Below are 22886 nucleotides of genomic sequence, written 5' to 3'. Positions count from 1 at the left end.
TGTTTGGAACACGGTTATTTTTACTCAGCTTTTTTGGTCATAGGAGAAGTACAATGGAGATCACAACTCTTCAGATTGTGCTGATATTCATAGTTGCATGTATCGCCGGGATGGGTTCCATTCTGGATGAGTTCCAATTTCACCGTCCCCTGGTCGCCTGTACTCTGGTAGGTCTGGTTTTAGGTGATATGAAAACCGGTATTATTATCGGTGGTACTTTGGAGATGATCGCTCTCGGCTGGATGAACATCGGGGCTGCAGTAGCGCCTGATGCCGCGTTAGCCTCGATTATCTCTACTATTCTGGTTATTGCAGGTGGCCAAGACATCGGTGCAGGTATCGCACTGGCTATTCCGCTAGCAGCAGCCGGTCAGGTATTAACCATTATCGTCCGTACCATTACTGTGGCCTTCCAGCACGCCGCCGACGGAGCCGCCGAACGTGGCAGCCTACGAGCGATAACCTGGATCCACATTTCAGCCCTGTTCTTGCAGGCGATGCGTATCGCTATCCCTGCCCTGATCGTTGCCCTGTCTGTTGGGACATCTGAAGTTCAGATGCTGCTCAGTTCGATTCCTGATGTGGTTACCAGTGGCCTGAATATCGCCGGTGGTATGATCGTCGTAGTAGGTTACGCCATGGTTATCAACATGATGCGTGCCGGCTACCTGATGCCATTCTTCTACTTAGGTTTCGTGACCGCCGCATTTACCAACTTCAACCTGGTGGCATTGGGTGTTATTGGTGTGGTTATGGCCCTTCTTTATATCCAGCTCAGTCCTAAATACAACAAGTCTCAGGTTGTACAGTCTGGCCCGTCCAATAATGACCTTGATAACGAATTAGACTAGGAAAAGGTGAGAGAAATGGTTGATACAACAACTGTGCTTGATAAAACCACAGCGACTGGTGAAAAGAAACTCACGCCTGCTGATATTCGCGGGGTGTTTATCCGCTCTAACCTTTTCCAAGGGTCGTGGAACTTCGAACGTATGCAGGCGCTGGGGTTCTGCTTCTCAATGGTGCCGGCGATCCGTCGTTTATACCCTGAGAACTCGGAAGAGCGTAAGCAGGCAATCAAACGTCATTTGGAATTCTTCAACACCCAACCTTTCGTTGCCGCGCCAATTCTGGGCGTAACGCTGGCGATGGAAGAGCAGAAAGCCAATGGTGCCGAGATTGACGATGCAGCAATTAACGGGATAAAAGTCGGTCTGATGGGGCCGCTGGCAGGTGTCGGTGACCCAATATTCTGGGGTACTGTGCGCCCGGTGTTGGCAGCTCTTGGTGCCGGTATCGCAATGAGTGGCAGTTTACTTGGCCCATTGCTGTTCTTTGTACTGTTTAACCTGGTACGTTTGCTGACCCGTTATTACGGTGTAGCCTATGGCTATAAAAAAGGCGTCAATATCGTCAGCGATATGGACGGTGGCCTGCTGCAAAAACTGACTGAAGGGGCGTCTATCCTCGGCCTGTTTGTTATGGGGGCCTTGGTTAACAAGTGGACCCACGTCAACATACCGGTGGTGGTATCCAAGATAACCAATCAGAATGGTCAGACCACAGTAACTACGGTGCAAACCATTCTTGACCAGTTGATGCCAGGTTTGGTGCCATTACTGTTAACGTTCGGCTGTATGTGGCTATTACGTCGTAAAGTTAACGCGTTGTGGATTATTATGGGCTTCTTCGCCATCGGTATCTTCGGTTACTGGATTGGCTTCCTGGCACCTTAATGTTCTGATTAGATTTGGTAAAAACCGGGGGTTTACTCCCGGTTTTTTTTAGGGTAGATACCAATACCCAATAGATTTCAAAGTGCAGGAAGGTGGCAGCAACACACCTGTGGTTTGAAAGATGATGGGGATGTATCTCTTGGGAGTTGTTGCATGTCGGTTACTGATCTCGTTTTAATTGTTTTTATCGCCCTACTGCTCGCTTATGCTATTTATGATGAATTCATCATGAACATGATGAAAGGGAAGACCCGGCTGCAAGTTCACTTAAAACGTAAAAGCAAAATCGACTGCGCCATCTTTGTCGGACTGATAGCTATCCTCATTTACAATAATGTCATGGCGAATGGTGCACCGTTAACCACCTATTTATTAGTGGGTTTAGCGCTCATTGCGGTTTATATCTCTTATATCCGTTGGCCCAAATTATTGTTTAAAAATACCGGTTTCTTCTACGCTAATGCTTTTATTGAATATAGCCGAATAAAAAGTATGAATTTATCTGAAGATGGAATTTTAGTCATTGATTTAGAGCAGCGCAGATTATTAATCCAGGTTAAACAATTAGATGACCTAGAGAAAATCTATAATTTTTTCCTTGAAAATCAATAACAAAACAACATCCTTGGGAAATAGGTCTATTGAGTGCCTACTCAACTGATTAATTTCCCAGCAAGACTCTTGTCTCTTATCCTGCTTATTCCCACATTGTTATCGATGTTTATATGTACTATTTTGCACAAAAATCTCGATAATGAAAATAATTATCAGTAATAGTAATTTGTCTTATTATCTTTGGGGTTGTCGCTATAATAATTTATATGTTAAGGTTGCGCCGTTCATGGGGAGTAGCCGGTTTCTGTGCAATTGTACCTAACGTAATTGAAGGGTATTTATTGATAAGCAGAAACGCCCGTATCAACATACTCGTTTCATCTATTGAAACGTGGTACGGGTAGCCAGGTAAGGTTGGCGAGACCATAGACACGTAGCTCCGTCGTTAGGTTGGGGGTGGGTTACGTGTATATGGAGCCGCCCGGCCGAGTTTATTGCTATGAATCTATCTGCAACTCTTATCCTTGCTTTTGCTATGTCTATGGATGCATTTGCTGCATCTATTGGTAAAGGCGCCAGTCTACACAAACCCCGTTTTCGAGAAGCACTACGTACTGGCCTTATTTTTGGCGTAATAGAAGCTATCACCCCACTCATAGGTTGGTGTATCGGCCTGTTCGCCAGTCAATATATTCTGGAATGGGATCACTGGATTGCTTTCAGTCTGCTGTTTATTCTTGGTTGCCGCATGATTTTTGAGGGTGCGAAACAACAAGTTGCAGAGACTGAAAAAATGCGCAGCCACAGCTTCTGGGTTTTGGTCATGACCGCAATTGCTACCAGCCTTGATGCTATGGCAATTGGTGTCGGTTTAGCCTTCTTACAAGTGAATATTGTCCACACCGCCATGGCGATCGGTCTGGCGACCATGATTATGGCTACCTTAGGTATGCTGATTGGCCGTTATATTGGCCCATTATTGGGTAAGCGTGCCGAAATCATTGGTGGGATAGTCTTGATAGCGATCGGCTTTAATATTCTGTATGAGCATATCTATCGGGTCGCTTAATGGCTAAAACGCGTCTATTCTGCCGATAAAATCATTGGGCAAAAATAAACCCCGCATTCAAAGAATCGCGGGGTTTTTTATGGTTCCGATGCCGCTTAGCAAACGGGCATCAACCTCGGATTAGAAGTCCATGGAAACAGACAGTTTTAGCTCACGCGGATTACCTTGATACATATAAGTACCGGTATCTTCAACCGACTCCCAGTAACGTTCGTTGGTCACGTTCTCGAGATTCGCACGCCAGATCAGATTGGTCTCTTTCAGCGGCATGGTGTAACGCATGCCCAGATCCAGACGGGTCCATGGTTTTAGTTTTAAGGTGTTTTCTTGGTTAGCATACTGCGAACCAGAACGTGTGACAGTACCAGTAGCCGTCAAACCTTCTACTGCTTTAATATCGTACTCACCGCCAAACACTAACTGATAGCGAGCCACACCCACAGCATAATTACCATTATTTTGGCTGCTTTGCGCTTCGGTCAGTATCGGGTCCAACCACACGGCACTACCTAACAGACGAGTACCAAATACCGGTTCACCGAATACGTTCAGTTCAACGCCGCGGTTACGCTGTTCACCACCCAAGGCGTAGATATTGGTTGTTGCATCAATGGCACCGGCAGGTCTGGTGATTTCAAACAGAGCCAAGGTACCGCCATAGCGCTTGTTATCGAATTTCACGCCAACTTCATTCTGTTTAGCATGAATAATACCGGTAACATTACCCGCATTGGCGGTATACCAAGGCGCGACCTTCCCCGGCGATAATGCTTCAATGTGGTTAGCATACAGGGAAACATTTTCCCACGGTTTAACCAGCAAGCCATATACCGGTGTCACTTTCATGGCATCTTGCACGTTTTTACTGTCTGGTACACCACTGTCAAAATTGCGAATAACCACTTCCTGACGGCGCAGCCCGAGCATCAACTGCACTTTATCATCCATTGCCGACAGGGTATCCGACACCGAGATGCTACTGGCCCGAACCTGACTGTTTAGTGTTGGGTCTTGATTAGGGCTAGCAAAAGCAGTTGGGGGGAATGGGATTACCCCTGGGTTATAGATATTGGTGTCTACTGGCCCTGACATATTCCAGGCAGATTTAGCCGTTCGGTAGTTAGCGGCATAACCGAGATTCATCTTATGGGTTACTGGGCCGGTTTCAAAATGACCACGAATCCCCCCTAAACCAGCAATAGAGTCCGAAACATAAGGCACATACAGACGGCTGATGGTGGCGTTGCCATTATTATCAGTCAGCGTTGGTGAGCCATATTGCCCGGTTTCGTCATTGTGGCTGGCACCGAGGGTACCGTATACCGTCCAGTTCTGGCTTAAATCATACTCACTACGCAGCATACCGAAGGTGGTTGCCATATCGGTATAGACCCACTGCTGACCATAGTTTAAGGTGGCTGCCGGTGGTTCTGGAATCACCGTCGCACTACCAATGGCAACATCAGTACGCATACCGTGAACGGTTTGTTTTTGATATCCAATATCTAAAGAAGTACGGGCGCGGTCACCACGGTAATCTAAACCGGTTGAGAGTGCGGTCGTGCGCTCGTTCTGATCATGAATCGCCGTTTCGCCTTCGCGGTGCAGCACATTAACCCGCACACCGAATTGGTCATTGTCACCAAAGCGGCGACCGACATCCAACGCACCACCAACCTTGGCAGAAGAAGTATAATCCACACTAACACGCGTCAATGGAGTATCACCGGCACGTTTAGGCTCCAGGTTAATCATCCCTCCCACACCGCTGCCGCTCGGCGAAATACCGTTTACAAATACGTTCGGGCCTTTAAACACTTCAACTCGCTCGACCATACTGGTATCAACCACCTGACGTGGCAGTACGCCGAACAGACCGCCGAACGAGATATCATCCCCATCGAGATTAAAACCACGAATACGGAAGTTCTGTGAAGCATTACCGTAGCCGCGCACGTTCTGTACTGAAGCATCGTTTTTGACCACATCAGCCAGTGTCCGCGCTTGCTGGTCTTCTACCAATTTAGATGTGTAGCCAATCACATTAAAAGGTACGTTGCGCGCATCTTGCTGCCCCAGGAAGCCAATACGCCCACCGTTAGCTACCTGACCGTCCAGATAGGTTGGAATAAGATCATTACCACCGGCACGGAAGGTCTCTTGCGTCCCGACCACGGTAATAGTATCCGTTGTTTTGCTGCTATCAACCTGAGTGGCATCAGCTGTTGTGCTAGCCTTTTTGCTGCTTTCAGCCGTATTGTCTGTGGCTGTTGCTGCCCATACAGATGCAGACAAAGTCCCTAATGCCGCACCGATCATCACGCACAAAAGACGTGGTGCAAGCCGCTTCTGATTTGCGCGGGTAGAGATAGTTTGATTCATCGTGTTGATGCCCCTGAAGTTTGCAATTTTGTTAATAATGAGAATGCTTATTATAAGGATTCAGAATTATCCTGATAACAGTTGCCGATGCAAGCATTTCTGCACTTCTGCGGGGTTATTTTTTGTATCGTGAAAAAATTAGATCAGTTATGTAATGAACATGATCTCGGTCGGTAATCTTATGGCCCCAAATGAGGGGAAATGATTGCGTAAATTACTTTTATATACGACCAGACTAATTTCCCCTTCCCTACTTAAGTCAATTTTTATGGGTTATTCACGCCACCCCCTATTATTAATAAGGCGATTTATTCTTTCTCCCTGTTATATTGACATCAGTTCCTTACCTGAAGTCCCGTAGTGACAGGCTTGATAAGCGTAACCCTCATATCCATTACAATTCTTATCGTGTATTTATTTCTGGTAAGAAAATTCTCATTACCTAATTTCATCTGTTAGCGATAGACTGCTACATTACTTTTACCGCAATAACAGATTAACCCTTCTGGCTCTCGATCCGCTCAGCCAAAGGTGGCTGAATATTAATTCAAGGAAATACAGGAATGGCTTTGCATCCAGCATCATTTGACGATCATATTTTCCGGCTCTTGATTGAAGCCGTTGATGACTAAGCCATATACATCATTGATGCTCAAGGACATATCCTCACTTGGAACAGTGGCGCAGAACGCAATGCCGGTTACGCTAGCGAAGAAGTTATTGGTCAATCTTTCGAACTGTTTTATACCCCAGAGGATTTGGCGAACAAATTACCGACCAAAGGGCTGCAACATGCCAATCAGTTTGGCCACTATGAAACCCAGGGCTGGCGGGTGCGTAAGAATGGTAAACGTTTTTGGGGTAATATTACGCTGAGTGCGCTGCATGATTCAGACCATATTTTGCAGGGATTCGTCCATGTCACCCGCGACTTGACGGATAAATGGCAGCGCGAAAATGCGCTGCGAAAGAGTGAGGAACAGTTTCGTCATCTGATCAGTGAAGTTGAAGACTATGCTATTTACATGATCGATACTCATGGCCGAATTCTCACCTGGAATAAAGGTGGAGAACGGAATGAAGGCTATACCAGCGATGAAATAATCGGTGAACATTTTGCGTTGCTGTTCACACAGGAGGATATTTCTGCTGGGGTGCCGGAGAAATCACTTGCCAAAGCTACCGCAGAAGGTAATTACCAGAGCGAAGGCTGGCATGTGCGCAAAAACGGTATTCGCTATTGGGCCAGTGTAGCAATTAACCCAATGCATGATGACAGTGGCAAACTGTTGGGATTTACCAAAATTGTCCGTGATCTCACCGAGCGTCGTCAACGAGAAGAAGCACTGCGCATCAGTGAAGAGCGTTTTCGCTTAATGGTTGATACTGTTGAGGATTACGCTATTTTAATGCTTGACCCTTGGGGCCGGGTCAGTACCTGGAACCAGGGTGCTGAACGGAATATTGGCTATGCCAGTAATGAGATAATTGGTCAGCATTTCGGTTGTTTCTTTTTACCCGAGGATATTGCCGCCGAGTTACCGGAGAAGTTGCTGAAGACCGCAGCATCGACGAGTCGAATGGAGCGTGAGGGCTGGCTGGTTCGCAAAGATATGACGCGCTACTGGGCAGTGACAGTCATAACAGTAGTCCATGACAATAATGGGAAACTTCTCGGTTATGCCGAAATAATCCGTGATATGAGTGAGCGCAAACAACGCGAAGATGCACTGCGCGCCAGTGAGGTCGCGCGTTATGAAGAGCGCGAGCAACTGCATCGGGTGTTGTCATCTATCCAGGAGGGGATTATCTCCCTCGACACAGAAGGCCGTGTGGTACTGATGAACCCCAAAGCCGAAGAGATGACCGGGCGTAGCCAAAATGAATCCTGCGGTTTGCCTATTGAAGACGTTTTTATTTTGTGGTCTCCGTTGCAAGATAAAAATCAGTTACTTGCCTTCAATCAGTGTTTGGCCGAGGGGCGCAATACCTTATTACCAGAAGGCAGCCAGTTATTATCAAGCCAAGGAGAACGGCAAGAGATTCGCTGTTCTGCCTCGCCGATCCGCGATCGTGACAATATACTCACTGGCGCGGTCGTGGTATTTCAGGATGTGACTCGCGCCCGCCATGCACAGCGCGAACTGCAATATCAGGCCAATCATGACATGCTAACTGGCCTGATTAATCGGCGTCGACTGGAAGAGCGGCTCACCCAGTCAATCAGCCAATTGGGGGATAACGAGCAGCATATCCTCTGTTATGTCGATTTAGACTATTTCAAAGATGTTAACGATACCGCAGGTCATGAAGCTGGGGATATGGTGCTGAGAATGGTGGCACAAACCATGCAACAAGCCGTTCGTGAAAATGACATTGTTGCCCGTTTAGGTGGCGATGAGTTTGCTATCGTGTTGTTTAATTGTCAAAACAAGCCTGCAACAGACATTCTGGAATCTGTGGTTGCCGATATTGCCGCCATCCAATTTCATTGGCACGGTCAATCGTATACATTTACCGCAAGTCTGGGCGCCATCCCGCTAACTCGCCAAACTGAGAATGCCGCACAAGCCATGCGTCAGGCAGATATCGCCTGTTATGCAGCAAAACACGCAGGCCGTAACCGGCTATCACTCTCACTCTAAACCCTTCTTGTCTGGGTGGCGATGACTGCCACCCACTCATCAAATTGACCAATCATCAGAAGCGCATTAACTCAATCGCCCTTAATGACACAATTTTATCAGGGTTATTGGTTTGTATGTCGCGCAATTAGACTTTGGTCAAAATATCGCTGTCAGTGCTGTGCTATATAAAGATAATCATCTTATAGCTTGGAACAAATAGATATGCCGTACTTTACGGTTAGTGTTGTTTTGCATAATGCAGTGGAAGGCGATTACGAGTCACTTAATAAGAAAATGATTGATGCCGGCTTTACCCGCCTTATTGGTCGGGAAAAAGTCTATAAATTGCCTGAAGGGGAATTCAATTATGGCAGTGGCACACTAAACAAACAAGAGGTCGCTGATTTAGCACTAAAAATTGCCGAGGAGGTACGGTTCATACCCTCTATACTGGTGACTGAATCCGGTGGTCGAACCTGGCGAAACTTAGATCTTAAATAAACCACTTCAGTAAAATATAAAAAAACCATGAATTTGACTTAAGTTAATTAATGATTCTACACCAGGGAATGTCACACTATAAATATATTAAAATAATAATGAGAGTTTACCTTAGGGGAGTTAGCTAATATTAAGGTATTGGTGATTTTTAAAAATCAAATCTGGATTGATATAATTTATATAAGACTCGTGGCCCGAACACTGTCAGGCCAACGCTAACAGCATAGACTATTGGTCACTGCTCACGGCTGCAATTTCAGCCGTAGGCTCTTCTCTGCGGCGGTGCAACGCAATGACAAAGTCAGTTTCACAGATAAATGCCTGCCGCGCAGCCAACTCCTGCCCCATTTCGATTGATGCCCGCCAGGCAAAAGGGGTCATCTGCAATAAATTAAAACTCTGCTTACCCGGAAGTTTCATTTCATAAGCCAGTTTTTCGCAACTCAGCAAGTCAAACCCCTCAAGGTGCTCTTGTGCATCACCGTGGAGTTGTACTTCTGGGTAGATCAGTGCTTTTAACTGATAGAGATGACGCGGCCCAGGGGCAACAGTAACCACAATCCCGCCAGGTTTCACGGTACGTGATAACTCCGCCGCTTTGCACGGTGCATAAATCCTTAATACCGCATCAAGCGAGTTATGGGCAAAAGGTAAGCGATGGCTGGAAGCTACACAGAAGCTCACCTGTTGATAGCGCTTTGCGCCATACCTTACGGCGACTTTTGCCACATCTAAACCGAAAACAGCCATTTGACGCCGCCGATTTAACCTATCTGCCACAGCGCCGGTGTAATAACCTTCACCACAACCGATATCCAGCAACATGGTGGCATCCAGTGGTAACGCTGCATCCAGAAGCTCGCAGACCCGCTGCTGCAAGGGCTGATAATATCCCGCATCAAGAAATGCCCGCCGGGCCTGCATCATCTCAGGGCTATCTCCTGGTTGTTTCGATCCCTTGTGCTGCACTGGCATCAAATTGACGTAACCCTCTTTGGCGCAATCGAACTGATGATTATTGCTGCAACGCCACTGCTGCACGCTAAGCTGCAAAGCCTGATGACAAAGGGGGCACTGATAAGACATGGTTGATTTCCAGATGACAGACAAATAACCGCCAGAATCGCGGACAGACACGGCGTTAGTCTAAAGAAGCACTTCCACCGTTGCAAGCCACTGTTTAACGCCATAAATCGGTCGAATATCAGCTATGGTGTACCATCCCTGCCGGGATAGCGTCAGGTTCAACATTCATGGTGCGCAAAATTTGCCCCATAATATCGCTAAATACCGGGGCAGAAACCGCGCCGCCATAGTATTTGCCGCCTTGCGGATTGTTTATCACGACCACCAATGCAAAACGGGGTTGGCTGGCAGGCGCGACACCCGCGGTATAAGCCACATATTTATCAATATACTGGCCATTTGGCCCAATCTTCTTAGCAGTCCCCGTCTTAACGGCAACCCGGTATCCCCTGACGGCCGCTTTCATTCCGCCACCGCCGGGCAGCGCCACACTTTCCATCATATGTTCCACTTGCCGCACCAGATCCTCGGGGAATACCCGTAGCCCTAACACCGGAGGATCGACCTTAGTAATCGATAATGGCCGATAAATACCGAAACTGCCGATGGTGGCATAGACTCGAGCCAGTTGCAGCGGCGTCACCATCAAGCCGTAACCGAAAGAGAAGGTAGCACGATCCAGATCACTCCAGCGTTGCCGCTGTGGCATTAACCCACTACTTTCACCGGTAAGGCCTAACTGAGTCGGTTTTCCCAAACCAAACAACGCATAGGTTTCCATTAATGCCGAAGACGGCATTGCCAACGCCAGACGAGAGACGCCAACATCACTTGATTTCTGCAATACGCCGGTCAACGATAGCGCAGGATAAAAACCCACATCTTTAATTTGGTGCCCACTCAGCACATAAGGATGGGTATCCAGTACGCTGTCTGGCTTTACCAGATGATGTTGTAATGCAGTCATTACCACCATCGGTTTGACTGTCGAACCCGGCTCAAAAATATCGCTGATAGCCCGATTACGAAAATTCTCTTCCGCCGTGGCTGCGCGGTTATTCGGATTAAAGGTGGGATAGTTGGCCATCGCCAAGACTTCGCCAGTATTAATATCAATAACCACTGCGGAGCCAGAATCAGCCTTATTAAACATGACAGCATTGGTCAGCGCATGGGATGTTTCAGCCTGCAAACGTTCATCAATACTGAGTTCAACATTCTGTCCCGGGTGGCTATCAGTAGAAGAGATATCCTCAACCACTCGGCCAAAGCGATCTTTACGTACCACTCTACTGCCAGCGGTGCCACTTAATAGCGAGTTAAAGCTCTTTTCTACGCCTTCAATACCCTGGTCATCTATATTAGTGAAACCAATTAAATTGGCCGCCACATCACCGGACGGATAAAAACGCCGTGACTCCGCTTTGGTCGCGATACCGGGCAGTTTCAAGCGTTGAATGTACTCAGCAACATTAGGTTCAACTTGTCGGGCAAGATAGATAAAACGGGCATTGGGGTTTTGATTGATACGGTTGATTAATTGACCTATTGGCATATTGAGTTCCTGTGCCAATGCCTGCCAGCGTTCGGTAGTACCTACCCCGCCTTTTTCCAGTACCGTTTTGGCATCAGCCCAAATGGCCTCGACCGGGACACTGACCGCCAACGGATGCCCGCCACGATCAGTTATCATACCGCGTGTATTGGGTGTTGCCACCACACGCACTGAACGCATGTCCTCTTCTTTTACCAGCGGATCCGGTTCAATAACTTGCAGCCAGGCAACCCGTGCCAGCAGGCCAAAAAGTGACATTAAAATACAACTACACAACAAGCCAAAGCGCCAACGAATAAAGTTATTACTGTCAGTTTTTGGTTTAGGAATCATTAAGATCAACCCTGGAGAATAGCGAGCATCATAGCTGCCATTAAACCCTATCCCAGACACTAACGGGTGCCAAAACAGTGATACAAGATGCATTATTTTGCAACAATTCACTAACGGCGATTTAAAAGAAAAGGTGACTGGTCAATAACTTAAAAATCGGCTTACACTGAGTGGCGTTCTTTTTCTTCATTAGGTAGGTTCTATGACTGATTTTTCACCACAACTTAGCCGGATCACCACCCTCTGCCATGGTTTTGGCAATAAATCGGCCCTGTTACCTTCCTGCCTCTTGCCATATCAGGCTTCACAAGCCATTAAAAAGCAGGTTCATGGCACTACGATTATCGATGTGACCGCCCCGGGACAAGAGTGTGGTGAAGCCGATGGTTTCTATACCACTCAAGCAGGCATTTTATTGACCGTTCTGACGGCTGATTGTCTGCCAATCATTTTTAGCCAACAACAAGGGAGAGCCATTGCGGTGGTTCATGCTGGTTGGCGGGGCTTATTTGATGGTATTATCTTAAAAATGGTTGAGCGTATTGCGCGCGATGATGACCCTGTAAATTGGGTTGCAGCCATCGGGCCTGCCGCACAGTCTTGCTGCTATGAAGTCAATGAGGAGTTGGTCGAAAGGTTTACTAATAAATTACCACTGGCTAAAAATATCATTTCACCCCGTTTTCGCCACCTCAACTTAGCGGCCATTGCTGAACACCAATTACGAAGTGCAGGCATTCATCAAGTCGATCATGTGGGCAGTTGTACTATTTGTACGACTATTCAACATGATGATAATAATAAAAGTCACTTCAAATATACCAGTTTCCGCCGAACCAGCCAGCAGCAAGCGATTGACCCAACCCATCCAGGGATTAAAGGCCGTAATCAACATTCCGGCTTAATTATTTTGCCTTAACGGATAGATAATATTTATCGCACCCTGAATACGAAAAAACCCGCACAAAGGCGGGTTTTTACAGCAAAAGAGCTGATTAGATTGCAGTAACGTTTACTGCAGACGGACCTTTCTGACCGTCTTGGATTTCGAACTCTACGTTCTGGCCTTCAGCCAGGGTTTTGAAACCATTACCCTGGATTGCAGAGAAGTGTACGAACACATCTTTGCTGCCGTCAGCTGGAGTGATGAAACCGAAACCTTTAGACTCGTTGAACCACTTAACTTGACCTTTGATCTTTGCCATCTTGAGTATTTCCTTTGGATTGTTTAACTCGCCCGTAGGCGTTTACATAGACAAACTAGAGTCGTTACTGCTTGAGGCACTAAGATAAGGATCGGCAGAGAAGCGGTATTCAACGCTAACGTCTTTACTCAGAACTTCTTTACTGAAAATGCCACACATATACAGAACTGTACCTCGTTTTACCCATATGCGTTATCACATACTCTGTATTCGATGGCAAGCCATTTTTAATCAAGGGTGAACCTGTCGCACATATTTGAAACGCTTGCTCATAAAGAATGCGTAAATATGCTGAAATTTGTTGAAGGTCATCGTATTTTCTGCTCTATTTTTTTATACTGGCCTATCGCGCTTTCTTACTGGTTTTTAACATTTCAGCTAACACTTTTTATAATACTGCTTACGTGGATATTTACTGTTTTCCATCCCCAGCATCGAACCGAAAATCACAGTGGTATAAATTTTATTAGCATTAAATATATAATAATTGAATATATCCCTCCCCAGCGCTGACGGCTCACTCTCTTCATCTAGTGACTGTCACAGGGGCAAGCTTGTTAGCTAACCCCTTACTTAATATCAGGTTATAGTTTGAATCTTATCTTTGCTCAAAAATCAGAAATAATTTATTGGCGACTTTGTTATGAAGCACAATTGCACAACCTACCCCCAACAGTAAGGAGAGCCCCTTGTTATATAAAAATATAAACTCAAATGCCAAATTTAATACTAAAAGATTGGCTCTCCATATGGACTGGTATTGTGCTATATAGGTGCAATACACGAGAAAAATTAGCTGCATCGCACCAACAAGGTGCGATAGCACTTTATTTAATCTGCATGAATATCGCCTAAAGTACGCATTATTAGTTAATTCACCAGGGTGAAATGTAGCCTAATCCACCTACATTTAGTGTGAGAAATTCCTCTTGATATATTCTTAACTTTTCTGAAACAGAATTTAATAGCACTGATGTACAGTTGAAAACTCTAAATTACTTTATCGTTATAGTGTGGTTTAGGTTCGAGATTATAAGCTCCACGCAATTATAAATAATCTATTAATCACTCTTATTTTGATAAGTACAAAGATTATCTGATGCACAGATATCTTATTTCGCCTTATGGGCATCAGAGAGCCATGTTATGAATTGTAAATATATTATCAACACCTGTATTCTCAGTAGCTTATGGTGGGGTCAGGCCGCTACTGTATTGGCGGAGGAAGACTATCAGCCAACACCGACATCTATAGGGCAGCATAACCCGCAAACCAGCAATGAAAGCTTGTGGCAACGCCTGACGAGCAACATCTCGCTTACCTGGGATTCACCAAACCAGGAGCTGTATATCCCGCTGAATACCTGGCACAACCGCTGGACCTACGATGATGACAAGATAGAGTCATACAATGAGCGGCCATGGGGTATCGGCTATGGCAAGTATCGCTATGATGAGGATAACAACTGGCACTCTGTGTATGCGATGGCATTTATGGATTCGCACAACCAAATTGAACCCATTATAGGTTATGGCTATCAAAAAATGTGGATACCGGGAGCGATGGACGGCTGGCGTTTTGGCGTAGGCTTTACCGCCAGCATTACCGCACGTCATGAATATTATTACATTCCTGTCCCATTGCCTTTGCCACTTATTTCTATTGAATATAATAAGTTTTCACTACAAAGCACCTATATTCCCGGCACTTATAATAATGGTAATGTTTTGTTTACCTGGATGCGCTGGCAATTCTAATGGACTCTATTATTTAACTATTTAAACCATGCAATTAAAGTGGTTATAGGCGACTATTAAGAATTAATCTCAATTAGCGTTAATTGATCCAAAAAAATACGATAGTTCTCATCAATTAAAACTATGCTGAGTATCCGCTTAGTTTATTGCTGATTATTTAAACACAACAAATAGCGTCTTAGGTGATAACAGCCGGGCTTGATTTTTCATACAGTTAATCGCCCGGCACTTTTATGCTAACACTTCAATCAGGCTACATCTGAGTCATTTACATTCAGTTTATGCCGCTTATGTTTACGCCGAGTGAGTATAAAACCGCACCACAATAGCGCAACCCAAACTGGCATCATTAGCACTGAGATCTGAATACCATCAGTGAGATACATAATGACCAGAATCAACGACAGAAACACCAGGCACAGATAATTACCGTATGGGTACCATAGCGCCTTAAACCGCGGTTCTACGCCTTCTTGCACCTTCGCAGCCCGGAATTTGAGGTGAGCTAAACAAATCATCACCCAGTTAATGACCAATGTTGAAACAACCAGCGCCATAAGCAGTTCAAACGCTTTGCCCGGCATAACATAGTTAATAACAACACCGGCTGAGGTGGCCAACGCCGAAAGTGCGATTGACAGAATAGGCACGCCACGTTTATTAACTCGGGTCAACAACTTAGGCGCATTCCCCTGCGATGCCAAGCCAAATAACATGCGGCTATTACAATAAACACCGCTGTTGTAAACCGATAGCGCGGCGGTCAAAACCACTACATTCAAGATTGTTGCAACCCAATTGCTATCTAACGCATGGAAAATCATCACAAAGGGGCTACCGCCTTCAACCACTTTGCCCCACGGATATAGGGAAAGCAGTACCGCCAATGAACCGATGTAAAAAATGAGGATGCGATAGACAACCTGATTGGTTGCTTTAGGGATACTGTGATGGGGATCTTCAGCTTCAGCGGCCGTAATGCCAACCATCTCCAAGCCACCAAAAGAAAACATAATCACCGCCATCGCCATCACTAATCCGCTCAAGCCATGGGGCATAAACCCACCTTGTGCCCAGAGGTTAGTAACCGATGCCTCAGGCCCACCAGTACCGGAAGCCAGCAGATATGCACCGAACACAATCATACCGATAATGGCAACAACCTTGATGATTGCGAACCAGAATTCAGTTTCACCATACATTCGTACGTTAATAAGATTGATGGCATTTATTAAGACAAAAAATACAGCAGCGGAAACCCAGGTGGGAATCTCTGGCCACCAGTATTGAATATAAATACCGACGGCGGTCAATTCAGCCATACCAACCAGTATAAACATCGCCCAGTAGTTCCAACCAGATAAGAAGCCAGCGAAATCGCCCCAATATTTATACGCAAAATGACTAAATGAACCTGCAACTGGCTCTTCGACAACCATCTCACCGAGCTGACGCATAATGAGAAAAGCGATAAAACCACCGATGGCGTAGCCGAGTATCACTGAAGGGCCAGCCATCTTAATCGTCTGAGCTATCCCTAAAAATAATCCGGTCCCAATCGCACCACCCAAGGCAATCAGTTGAATATGTCGATTTTTTAAACCGCGTTTTAGTGTTGAATCCTGCAACTGCTGTTCCATCCTATCCTCTGCCGCACCTATTACGCACTAACGTGCTAAACAGCGCTTTCATAAATGAATCTGCGGCGGTTTTTTAACACTTAAACCTAATTGCAGCAAGAATAAAGGTGGTTAGCTGACTATCGGAGAAGGATCAATCAGCCGATGTTTACATGGGAAGGATTTGATTAGAGGACAATGATGCTTTGCCTGTTTAGGGTTGTAACGCAGATATGCCACATAACTTACTCAGATTCCTGGCCCCAATCATCAATGTCGCGACATAAGATTGACTCCGGGTGACAACTTCAACCGCCACGCGATTATTTTTATAGCGGATAAGATAAGTTGAAGGCCAGCCTTGGCGCCGCTCACCATAAGACTTTTGATGGTGGTCAATCGCCGCATGGGCAATGACCAGGTGAGATAAATTTGAATCCCCTTTAATAATACGTTTCATCATCAGCTCCAAGAAGTCAGTCAGAGAATCGCTTACCGTTGGTCACGCCACGCGCTCAGCATATGGGTATCCACGCGGTCGAAAATCATCAATATTTACTCAAATATCTTGGCTGAGCAGGTAACAAATCATCGCGGCACGAAGTGGACTTTGGCTATAGGCTTGCCACTCACCTTGCGGATTGGTAATCCGAGCATTCCACTGATTATTATCATTAACTTCAGGGGAATAGAGGCCAATTTTATTGGCATAGATGATAGGCCAGGCATCAGAAGGGTTTTTGCAGTAGTCCTTACCTTTAACTCCACCGTATGGATACCACTTATCGGGATCTTCCCCTGTCAGCAGTGCAATATTTCGGTTCACTTCAGTGTCACTTTCTTCATACCATTTAATCATTAGAATCACCGTTGTCTTGAAAAGTTCTGGCTACATTACGGCGAAAATAAGACAAATTTATGACAATCAGCGCAGTATATTGGGCTAAATAAAGGGGCAAACTCACATCGCGCAAAAAGATAATGCCGGCTATGCAGGAGAAACCATAACTCTAGCTACGACGATATTCTGATACCGCCTGGTGACAGCATCAGAATCGGGGGGATTTATCGCTCTGGAATAAACCCTTTGAAGTCGAGAGGCGAAACAATATCACTATCGTCTTGCTCATGCCTGACACCCGTAGCATTTTCCAGTAAAGCATTGAGCAATTCGGTTTGCCGTTTTTGTTGTTCGGCAATTTCGTGTAACAAACGGATTTGTTCATTTGCTCGTACACTGGCACGGCTCAAAAAGAACCAGACTATCAAGAAGAAAATGACAGTAAGCAGCGATAAAGCAATTGGGATGACACCCAGTGCCCCCATATTTGTATCTAACATTGACTACCCTATGACATACGTGGCTAAGGCGCTATCTTATCACTCTGCCCACCACAAAGGGGATCTGAATAAGTGATTCATACTTAATAACGATAACTAATAGTAATAGTTATCTATCGTTATTATAGCTAAGCATAATAGGCTATCCTTACCATGGAATAATCGAAGTGATAGCACAAATACCGGTAGAAAAAGTCCCCCCCTGATCGCAATAACTATCAAGGGCTAATAGATAAAACAAGCAGCAAACGGCAATGATCCCTACCGTTGCGACAAGTTTCTTAATGTTCAAATCGGGCACCTTCCGTAATGTTTTTTTTAATTATACTGTATTAAACATCAACCATTTATAGCCAAAATGTAATTACTGATGTGCACTATAGCTCTGTAACAACATTTTTTATAAGAATTTACTGTTTAGTCTTATAAATCAATATGATTTAGGATTTTTACTATTAACTAACTTATCATTACTCGTTAAACTGTTAAATATTTATCCTAAAAAATAAGTAAAACTAATTACATGGAGTGACTACATGAGTTTATTCAGACTGGTTTTGGTGGCAGCAATCATATACTTGGGCCTTCTCTTTTCAGGCTATGGCGTGCTTATTGGCAGTGAGAAAAACGCCGCAGGCATTGGTTTGCAGTGTAAATATCTGACGGCAAGAACTGTTACAACCGCTCAATTTATAAACGGTGAAAATGGTGTCATTGGTGTCAGTAACTGCCCATTAGTGAAAAAGATCGGCAATAACGTTTTTGAATAATTGAACTGCGGGTTTGCTATTCATAACCCGCAGTGCATTTCCCCCACGGCCGCTAGCCTGATACTACCGCCCTACTTGCAGACAGCCTTAAACGGTAGCTGTTATTTTTGGCTAAATTTCATATCAATTAATGCAATGGCTTTCTCAATCGCTCGCTTAGTCACTGGGTCCGCCCCTGCCGGGTGTGTAGAGAAATCAATAGCTTTAAGTTGATGGGACATTTTATCTCGCACCTCCACCGGAGCAATGATATCAATCACATCAAGGATTTGCTTAATCACCAGTTGGCAGGCAACCAAGTCTGACACCAGCTCTTGGTCATTAGTAAACATTTCAGACATGCATAATTCCTTCTCAGTAATATCGTAAAAGGATATCACGCTTGCTGAAATATTTCTTTAACCTGCACTGCTCTTGTCGACTCGAGAGACTAACATTATCCTTGGCTAATGAAATACCTACAACCGATGTCGATGATGTGCTTAATCAATTGCCCCCTCTTTTTGAAAGAAAGAAGCAGATATGAGATGGCAAGAAAGCTAACGTCAGTACGAAGAGGATATAAAAAAACCAGGCATGAAATTATCAATCACCTGGTTCTAGAGGAAACTCATTAGATGTAGATCGATCACAATATTCCTAATCTCACAGTTCATCACCTCCTGCGCCTTTACCTTTATGCAGGACCATTACTGGCATCTTTAAAAAAACGGTTACGCCGACAACCGCTATCAGAGTCATAATCACCGTTATTAACATGCGATCACCTCATCATTTTTAATTTCTATTTTTCCAAACTCAACCCTTTATCCTCGGGATAGACCCCTTCCTGATGACACTACCCTTTTACTATGGCACCAGAAAAATCTTTTGCAAACACTGTCTGAAAAGTCTTTATGGTCTATTTTGTTCAATCGGGAGCAATTTGGTGTTTTGTGTTGTTCGATTCAACTTGTGTATACTGCTCTACTCCTATCCAGAAAAAACAGACTAAATAATGTCACAAGAAAATCATCTCGCGTTAGTCTGCGCCCTCAGTAAATGGGTCGAAACCCATCTAGGGCGGGTCATCTACCTTGAAGAGTTAGCCGTGTATTCAGGCTATTCGCTTTGGCATATGCAGAAAATATTTAAAGAAGTGACCGGGGTATCGCTGGGTAAATACATTCGGGAAAGACGCTTAGCGGGCGCGGTTTATCAACTAAGAAGTAGTGATAGTACGATTTTTGATATCGCATTGGACTTTGGCTTTGGCTCACAGTCACATTTTACTTACATGTTCAGAAAACGTTACGGTATCACTCCGTATGATTTCAGGCAAAATACTGATATTGACCTGAATATCGCGTTGCCCTTGCATGCTATTCATCAGAAGCTGGCATAACACTCCGCAATGCCCACGATTCGCCTGAATGCTTACCACTGCTTTCCGGCGAATAACGCTTTTCAGTTCTTTTTATAGCAATTCTGTACATCAATAGGTTGTGCTTCGTTACGTTGGCGATCCGCCATATAGGTCATCGCAAACATGACACTGACGACAATGAGTGCCGCCAACAGTAAACCGATCAATGCGATGACTTTGTTGTCATCAAACAAGCTCTTATCCATACACTCCCCCTAATTTCTATGGCGTATCATTAGATTAACCATAGGATCGCAATCAATGTTATTGCAATCAGCAAACATGATGTTGTAAGTAAAACCACGAGCGCAAATTGCGCATCGCCAATTCCCGCAGAATAATCACTATTCGGGGTAATATTTTGTTGTTTTTTCAAAGCAATACCTACTGATTGGCGCACACCAATCCTAACTCTATATAAGAAAAATCGCATTTTATAATGGATACATTTCTATCGGATATCAACCTAATCATTAGTTATTCCAACGCGATCCTGTCGTACTCTGTGTTATAGATCAAGCCCATCCATTGTAAAGTTAGGGATAGGCGCAAAATACATTAGCTTTGATTAAGTGTTTGTGGCGATAATATAATGTCATCTCTGTTCAGTGGACAATTACTGTATCACCGACGTTATTATACCGTAATTACCCCTGTGGCGAGGCTATACAGAGCGGCTAAAGCGGTAATCATGGCCACGGCAAAAAGACATTTTTCAATCGGCGCGAATATTGCTCTCTTTTGCTCACGCTTCGCGATGATAAACAGCACAGTTCCCGGACCATATATCACTGCTGACAGTAATATGTATTTCAACCCGCCCGCGTAGACCATTAATATGGCATATAGTGTTGCTATCAAAGCAAAAATAAAATCTTTCTTCAGCTCGACCGAACCTACCGAATAGGTTTCTCGGGTCCAGGCCAATTTCAGCCCATAAGCCGCAACCAGCAAATAGGGGATCAAAACTAATGAGCTGGTGAGTTCCAGTGCCAACTGGAACGCATACTCAGTGAAGAGCGTAACAATTAAGAATAATTGGATAAAAATATTCGACATCCAAACCGCTGCCGATGGCACCCCGCGCTTATTCTCCGTTGCAAATATCTGCGGCATGATATTACTTTTTGCTGCGGAATAGAGTGCTTCAGCCGCCAATAGGGTCCATGACAGATACGCACCCATAACGGAGATAATCAGCCCGATGCTGATAAATATAGCGCCCCATCGACCCACTATATGTTCTAACACCCCAGCCATTGAGGGTTGCCGTAAAGCAGCAAGATCAGGACGAAGCAGCACGCCATAGGAAAGCATTGTCACTAATACCAGTAAACATAAAACACCAATAAAACCGAGAACAGTAGCAATACCAACATGCTTTCTTTCTTTAGCGTAACGGGAATAAACACTCGCCCCTTCAATACCCACAAAAACAAATACGGTGACCAACATAGTACTGCGCACTTGAGCAAATAGTGTCTCTGATGTTGCACCAATATCTAATGCCGCATGACCGGTATAACCATAGTCATCCAAATGGGAGAGATCACCGACACCAGACAAAGATTGGGAACCCCAGAAGTTTAATGCAAACGTATCTGTATGAAATGCAAATGCCAGCACAATAACAAAAATAAATATCGGAATAACTTTAGCAAAGGTGGCAATAGTATTGATTGCTGCGGCTTCTTTGATGCCGCGCAACACCATAAAATGAAAACTCCACAAGATTAATGACGCAATTAAGACAGCGGATAACGTATTACCATCACCAAATAGTGGGAAGAAGGCTCCCAATGTTGATTTGATCAAAACAAAATAGGAAACACTTCCGATACAGGCGCCAGCCCAAAAACCAATGGCTGAGGCAAAACCGGCATAATCACCAAACCCAGTTTTAGCATAAATATAAACACCGGAATCCAAATCTGGCTTACGTTGTGCCAAAGTCTGAAAAACAAAGGCCAGAGTTAACATTCCGCCACCAGCAATAATCCACGCGATGATGGCACCCAATCCTCCGGTTGCTCGGCCGAATGTAGCAGGTAAAGAGAAAATACCAGCACCTATCATTGAACCCACGACCAGCGAGGTTAATGACCACAGCGAGAGCTTTTTATTTGATGAAGCCGCCATATTCATTTCCATTTACATTAACTAATCCAATGTAAAACAGAATAACCTAATAGAAGACCCACGCCTATAGATGCAATTCAGAGAAAATGTGAGCCTCCTTTAAAAGCTGAATATTCACTGTTGAGTGGGCGTGACACTAATATTAAGGCGTATATACACTCACAGCGGTAGCCTCTTTATGTATCAGTGACAAAATAGACCTATTAGACATAGGTCTTGATACCATTTGAATTTAAACTGCGCATAGTCGGTTTGTGCTGCCAAACTAGTTAATCAGATTTTTAGTCAAATAATAACGGTGGTACTCACCCAGTACATTTTCTAGCGTCATTTTCAATTGATAACCCTGTTTTTCATAGAACGGGCGAGCCTGGAAGCTGAATGTATCTACTTGGGCAAACTTGCATCCCCGCTGTATTGCTTCCTGTTCGGCTGCGTTCATCAAGTTAGTACCAGCCCCTGAGTGACGTAATGCATCCGATACCCATAACAACTCAATACTCAGGCAATTACCTAATGTATATCCGGTAATCCCTCCCAACTTTTCGCCACCTTCTCCTGTGATAAATACGGCTAATGGTTTACGACCATTATCACCAACAAATTTACGGTTAAAAGCCTTCAACCCCTCAATGATTTCTGCAATATCTTCAGTCGTTGGGGCATCTGTCATGGTCAAATTCATTGCTACTGCTCCTCGCTATTATCTGACTAACAATACTCGATATAATCTTGGCTTCAATGCATATTCTCACAGATAAGAATTCTATTATCGGATAATAAATAGCAAAATAAATGCTATTAAGAACCATTTACATTTATAATGCAGCGAACAGCTTTTCCGACATTTGTACCGATTTCTCCT

24 protein-coding genes, 1 pseudogene and 1 riboswitch are annotated in these 22886 nt (G+C 44.7%); of the genes and pseudogenes, 10 read left to right on the top strand and 15 right to left on the bottom strand.

Annotated features, from left to right (window positions below):
* The first annotated feature begins 53 nt into the window (after positions 1-53).
* The 4 genes from V2A84_RS06075 to mntP all read left to right on the top strand — a co-directional run bounded on the left by V2A84_RS06075 (position 54) and on the right by mntP (position 3360).
* Positions 54-851, top strand: coding sequence for a PTS mannose/fructose/sorbose transporter subunit IIC (locus V2A84_RS06075; RefSeq protein ID WP_004701713.1), 798 nt, complete (start codon positions 54-56; stop codon positions 849-851).
* A 15-nt stretch (positions 852-866) separates the two neighbouring features.
* Positions 867-1736 carry a PTS mannose transporter subunit IID gene (locus tag V2A84_RS06070; protein WP_083158592.1) on the top strand — a complete coding sequence of 290 codons (870 nt, stop codon included), beginning with the start codon at positions 867-869 and terminating at the stop codon, positions 1734-1736.
* Positions 1737-1889: 153 nt separating this feature from the next.
* A complete protein-coding gene (locus V2A84_RS06065) occupies positions 1890-2348 on the top strand; it encodes a DUF986 family protein (RefSeq protein ID WP_083158591.1) in 459 nt (152 codons plus the stop codon).
* A 219-nt stretch (positions 2349-2567) separates the two neighbouring features.
* A riboswitch (yybP-ykoY riboswitch) is annotated at positions 2568-2780 on the top strand.
* Positions 2781-2790: 10 nt separating this feature from the next.
* Positions 2791-3360, top strand: coding sequence for a manganese efflux pump MntP (mntP, locus tag V2A84_RS06060; RefSeq protein ID WP_083158590.1), 570 nt, complete (start codon positions 2791-2793; stop codon positions 3358-3360).
* 120 nt (positions 3361-3480) lie between these two features.
* Here mntP and V2A84_RS06055 read toward each other — a convergent pair whose 3' ends face one another.
* Positions 3481-5742, bottom strand: coding sequence for a TonB-dependent receptor (locus tag V2A84_RS06055; protein ID WP_193784645.1), 2262 nt, complete (start codon positions 5740-5742; stop codon positions 3481-3483).
* A gap of 563 nt (positions 5743-6305) precedes the next feature.
* Between V2A84_RS06055 and V2A84_RS06050 the strand changes: the two are divergent.
* Both V2A84_RS06050 and V2A84_RS06045 read left to right on the top strand, forming a co-directional pair.
* A pseudogene (locus tag V2A84_RS06050) lies at positions 6306-8387 on the top strand (PAS domain S-box protein).
* 204 nt (positions 8388-8591) lie between these two features.
* Positions 8592-8870: a hypothetical protein gene (locus V2A84_RS06045; RefSeq protein WP_083158588.1), complete on the top strand. Its 279-nt coding sequence runs from the start codon at positions 8592-8594 to the stop codon at positions 8868-8870.
* Between the two features lie 228 nt (positions 8871-9098).
* Here V2A84_RS06045 and rlmA read toward each other — a convergent pair whose 3' ends face one another.
* On the bottom strand, positions 9099-9956 hold the full coding sequence (gene rlmA / locus V2A84_RS06040) for a 23S rRNA (guanine(745)-N(1))-methyltransferase (RefSeq protein WP_083158587.1): 858 nt from the start codon (positions 9954-9956) through the stop codon (positions 9099-9101).
* A 118-nt stretch (positions 9957-10074) separates the two neighbouring features.
* Positions 10075-11784, bottom strand: coding sequence for a peptidoglycan glycosyltransferase FtsI (ftsI, locus tag V2A84_RS06035; protein WP_083158586.1), 1710 nt, complete (start codon positions 11782-11784; stop codon positions 10075-10077).
* Between the two features lie 202 nt (positions 11785-11986).
* Here ftsI and pgeF point away from each other — a divergent pair, with 202 nt between their 5' ends.
* On the top strand, positions 11987-12703 hold the full coding sequence (gene pgeF / locus V2A84_RS06030; RefSeq protein WP_083158585.1) for a peptidoglycan editing factor PgeF: 717 nt from the start codon (positions 11987-11989) through the stop codon (positions 12701-12703).
* A 76-nt stretch (positions 12704-12779) separates the two neighbouring features.
* Here pgeF and cspE read toward each other — a convergent pair whose 3' ends face one another.
* Together cspE and V2A84_RS06020 are read right to left on the bottom strand one after the other, a co-directional pair.
* The gene (gene cspE / locus V2A84_RS06025) at positions 12780-12989 is read right to left on the bottom strand and encodes a transcription antiterminator/RNA stability regulator CspE (protein ID WP_002221949.1); all 210 of its coding nucleotides are present in this window, start codon (positions 12987-12989) and stop codon (positions 12780-12782) included.
* A 42-nt stretch (positions 12990-13031) separates the two neighbouring features.
* The gene (locus tag V2A84_RS06020) at positions 13032-13148 is read right to left on the bottom strand and encodes a DUF2627 domain-containing protein (protein ID WP_002211058.1); all 117 of its coding nucleotides are present in this window, start codon (positions 13146-13148) and stop codon (positions 13032-13034) included.
* A 987-nt stretch (positions 13149-14135) separates the two neighbouring features.
* Between V2A84_RS06020 and pagP the strand changes: the two genes are divergently transcribed.
* The gene (pagP, locus tag V2A84_RS06015) at positions 14136-14747 is read left to right on the top strand and encodes a lipid IV(A) palmitoyltransferase PagP (RefSeq protein WP_083158584.1); all 612 of its coding nucleotides are present in this window, start codon (positions 14136-14138) and stop codon (positions 14745-14747) included.
* Between the two features lie 248 nt (positions 14748-14995).
* On the opposite strand, the gene V2A84_RS06010 is transcribed toward pagP, so the two are convergent.
* The 5 genes from V2A84_RS06010 to V2A84_RS05990 form a co-directional block, all read right to left on the bottom strand.
* Positions 14996-16387 carry an amino acid permease gene (locus V2A84_RS06010; RefSeq protein ID WP_442848652.1) on the bottom strand — a complete coding sequence of 464 codons (1392 nt, stop codon included), beginning with the start codon at positions 16385-16387 and terminating at the stop codon, positions 14996-14998.
* Between the two features lie 193 nt (positions 16388-16580).
* On the bottom strand, positions 16581-16829 hold the full coding sequence (locus V2A84_RS06005) for a DUF4060 family protein (RefSeq protein ID WP_083158582.1): 249 nt from the start codon (positions 16827-16829) through the stop codon (positions 16581-16583).
* A 96-nt stretch (positions 16830-16925) separates the two neighbouring features.
* Positions 16926-17225 carry a phage protein NinX family protein gene (locus tag V2A84_RS06000; protein WP_083158581.1) on the bottom strand — a complete coding sequence of 100 codons (300 nt, stop codon included), beginning with the start codon at positions 17223-17225 and terminating at the stop codon, positions 16926-16928.
* Positions 17226-17431: 206 nt separating this feature from the next.
* On the bottom strand, positions 17432-17707 hold the full coding sequence (locus tag V2A84_RS05995) for a YebO family protein (protein ID WP_083158580.1): 276 nt from the start codon (positions 17705-17707) through the stop codon (positions 17432-17434).
* Between the two features lie 148 nt (positions 17708-17855).
* The gene (locus V2A84_RS05990; protein ID WP_072081862.1) at positions 17856-17999 is read right to left on the bottom strand and encodes a PhoP/PhoQ regulator MgrB; all 144 of its coding nucleotides are present in this window, start codon (positions 17997-17999) and stop codon (positions 17856-17858) included.
* Positions 18000-18243: 244 nt separating this feature from the next.
* Between V2A84_RS05990 and V2A84_RS05985 the strand changes: the two genes are divergently transcribed.
* Positions 18244-18477, top strand: a complete 234-nt coding sequence (locus V2A84_RS05985; protein ID WP_102970397.1) for a YobH family protein — start codon at positions 18244-18246, stop codon at positions 18475-18477.
* A 101-nt stretch (positions 18478-18578) separates the two neighbouring features.
* Here V2A84_RS05985 and V2A84_RS05980 read toward each other — a convergent pair whose 3' ends face one another.
* On the bottom strand, positions 18579-18818 hold the full coding sequence (locus V2A84_RS05980) for a DUF2766 family protein (protein WP_083158579.1): 240 nt from the start codon (positions 18816-18818) through the stop codon (positions 18579-18581).
* 656 nt (positions 18819-19474) lie between these two features.
* On the opposite strand from V2A84_RS05980, the gene V2A84_RS05975 reads away from it, so the two are divergent.
* Positions 19475-19861, top strand: a complete 387-nt coding sequence (locus V2A84_RS05975; protein WP_038632374.1) for a helix-turn-helix domain-containing protein — start codon at positions 19475-19477, stop codon at positions 19859-19861.
* A 62-nt stretch (positions 19862-19923) separates the two neighbouring features.
* Here V2A84_RS05975 and V2A84_RS05970 read toward each other — a convergent pair whose 3' ends face one another.
* The 4 genes from V2A84_RS05970 to V2A84_RS05955 all read right to left on the bottom strand — a co-directional run bounded on the left by V2A84_RS05970 (position 19924) and on the right by V2A84_RS05955 (position 22706).
* The gene (locus tag V2A84_RS05970; protein WP_083158578.1) at positions 19924-20088 is read right to left on the bottom strand and encodes a hypothetical protein; all 165 of its coding nucleotides are present in this window, start codon (positions 20086-20088) and stop codon (positions 19924-19926) included.
* Positions 20089-20117: 29 nt separating this feature from the next.
* Complete coding sequence (locus V2A84_RS05965; protein ID WP_083158577.1) at positions 20118-20315, bottom strand: hypothetical protein; 198 nt, start codon at positions 20313-20315, stop codon at positions 20118-20120.
* A 203-nt stretch (positions 20316-20518) separates the two neighbouring features.
* Positions 20519-22021 (bottom strand): basic amino acid/polyamine antiporter, encoded by a 1503-nt coding sequence (locus V2A84_RS05960; RefSeq protein WP_083158576.1) that lies wholly within the window; start codon positions 22019-22021, stop codon positions 20519-20521.
* A gap of 265 nt (positions 22022-22286) precedes the next feature.
* Positions 22287-22706, bottom strand: coding sequence for a GNAT family N-acetyltransferase (locus V2A84_RS05955; protein ID WP_083158575.1), 420 nt, complete (start codon positions 22704-22706; stop codon positions 22287-22289).
* Positions 22707-22886 lie beyond the last annotated feature (180 nt).

Origin of the sequence: Yersinia sp. 2553 StPb PI, from assembly GCF_052217105.1 — a bacterium.
Classification (GTDB): domain Bacteria; phylum Pseudomonadota; class Gammaproteobacteria; order Enterobacterales; family Enterobacteriaceae; genus Yersinia; species Yersinia enterocolitica_E.
The sequence above is the reverse complement of the archived record's forward strand: the minus strand, read 5'-3'. Positions and strand labels throughout refer to the sequence as shown.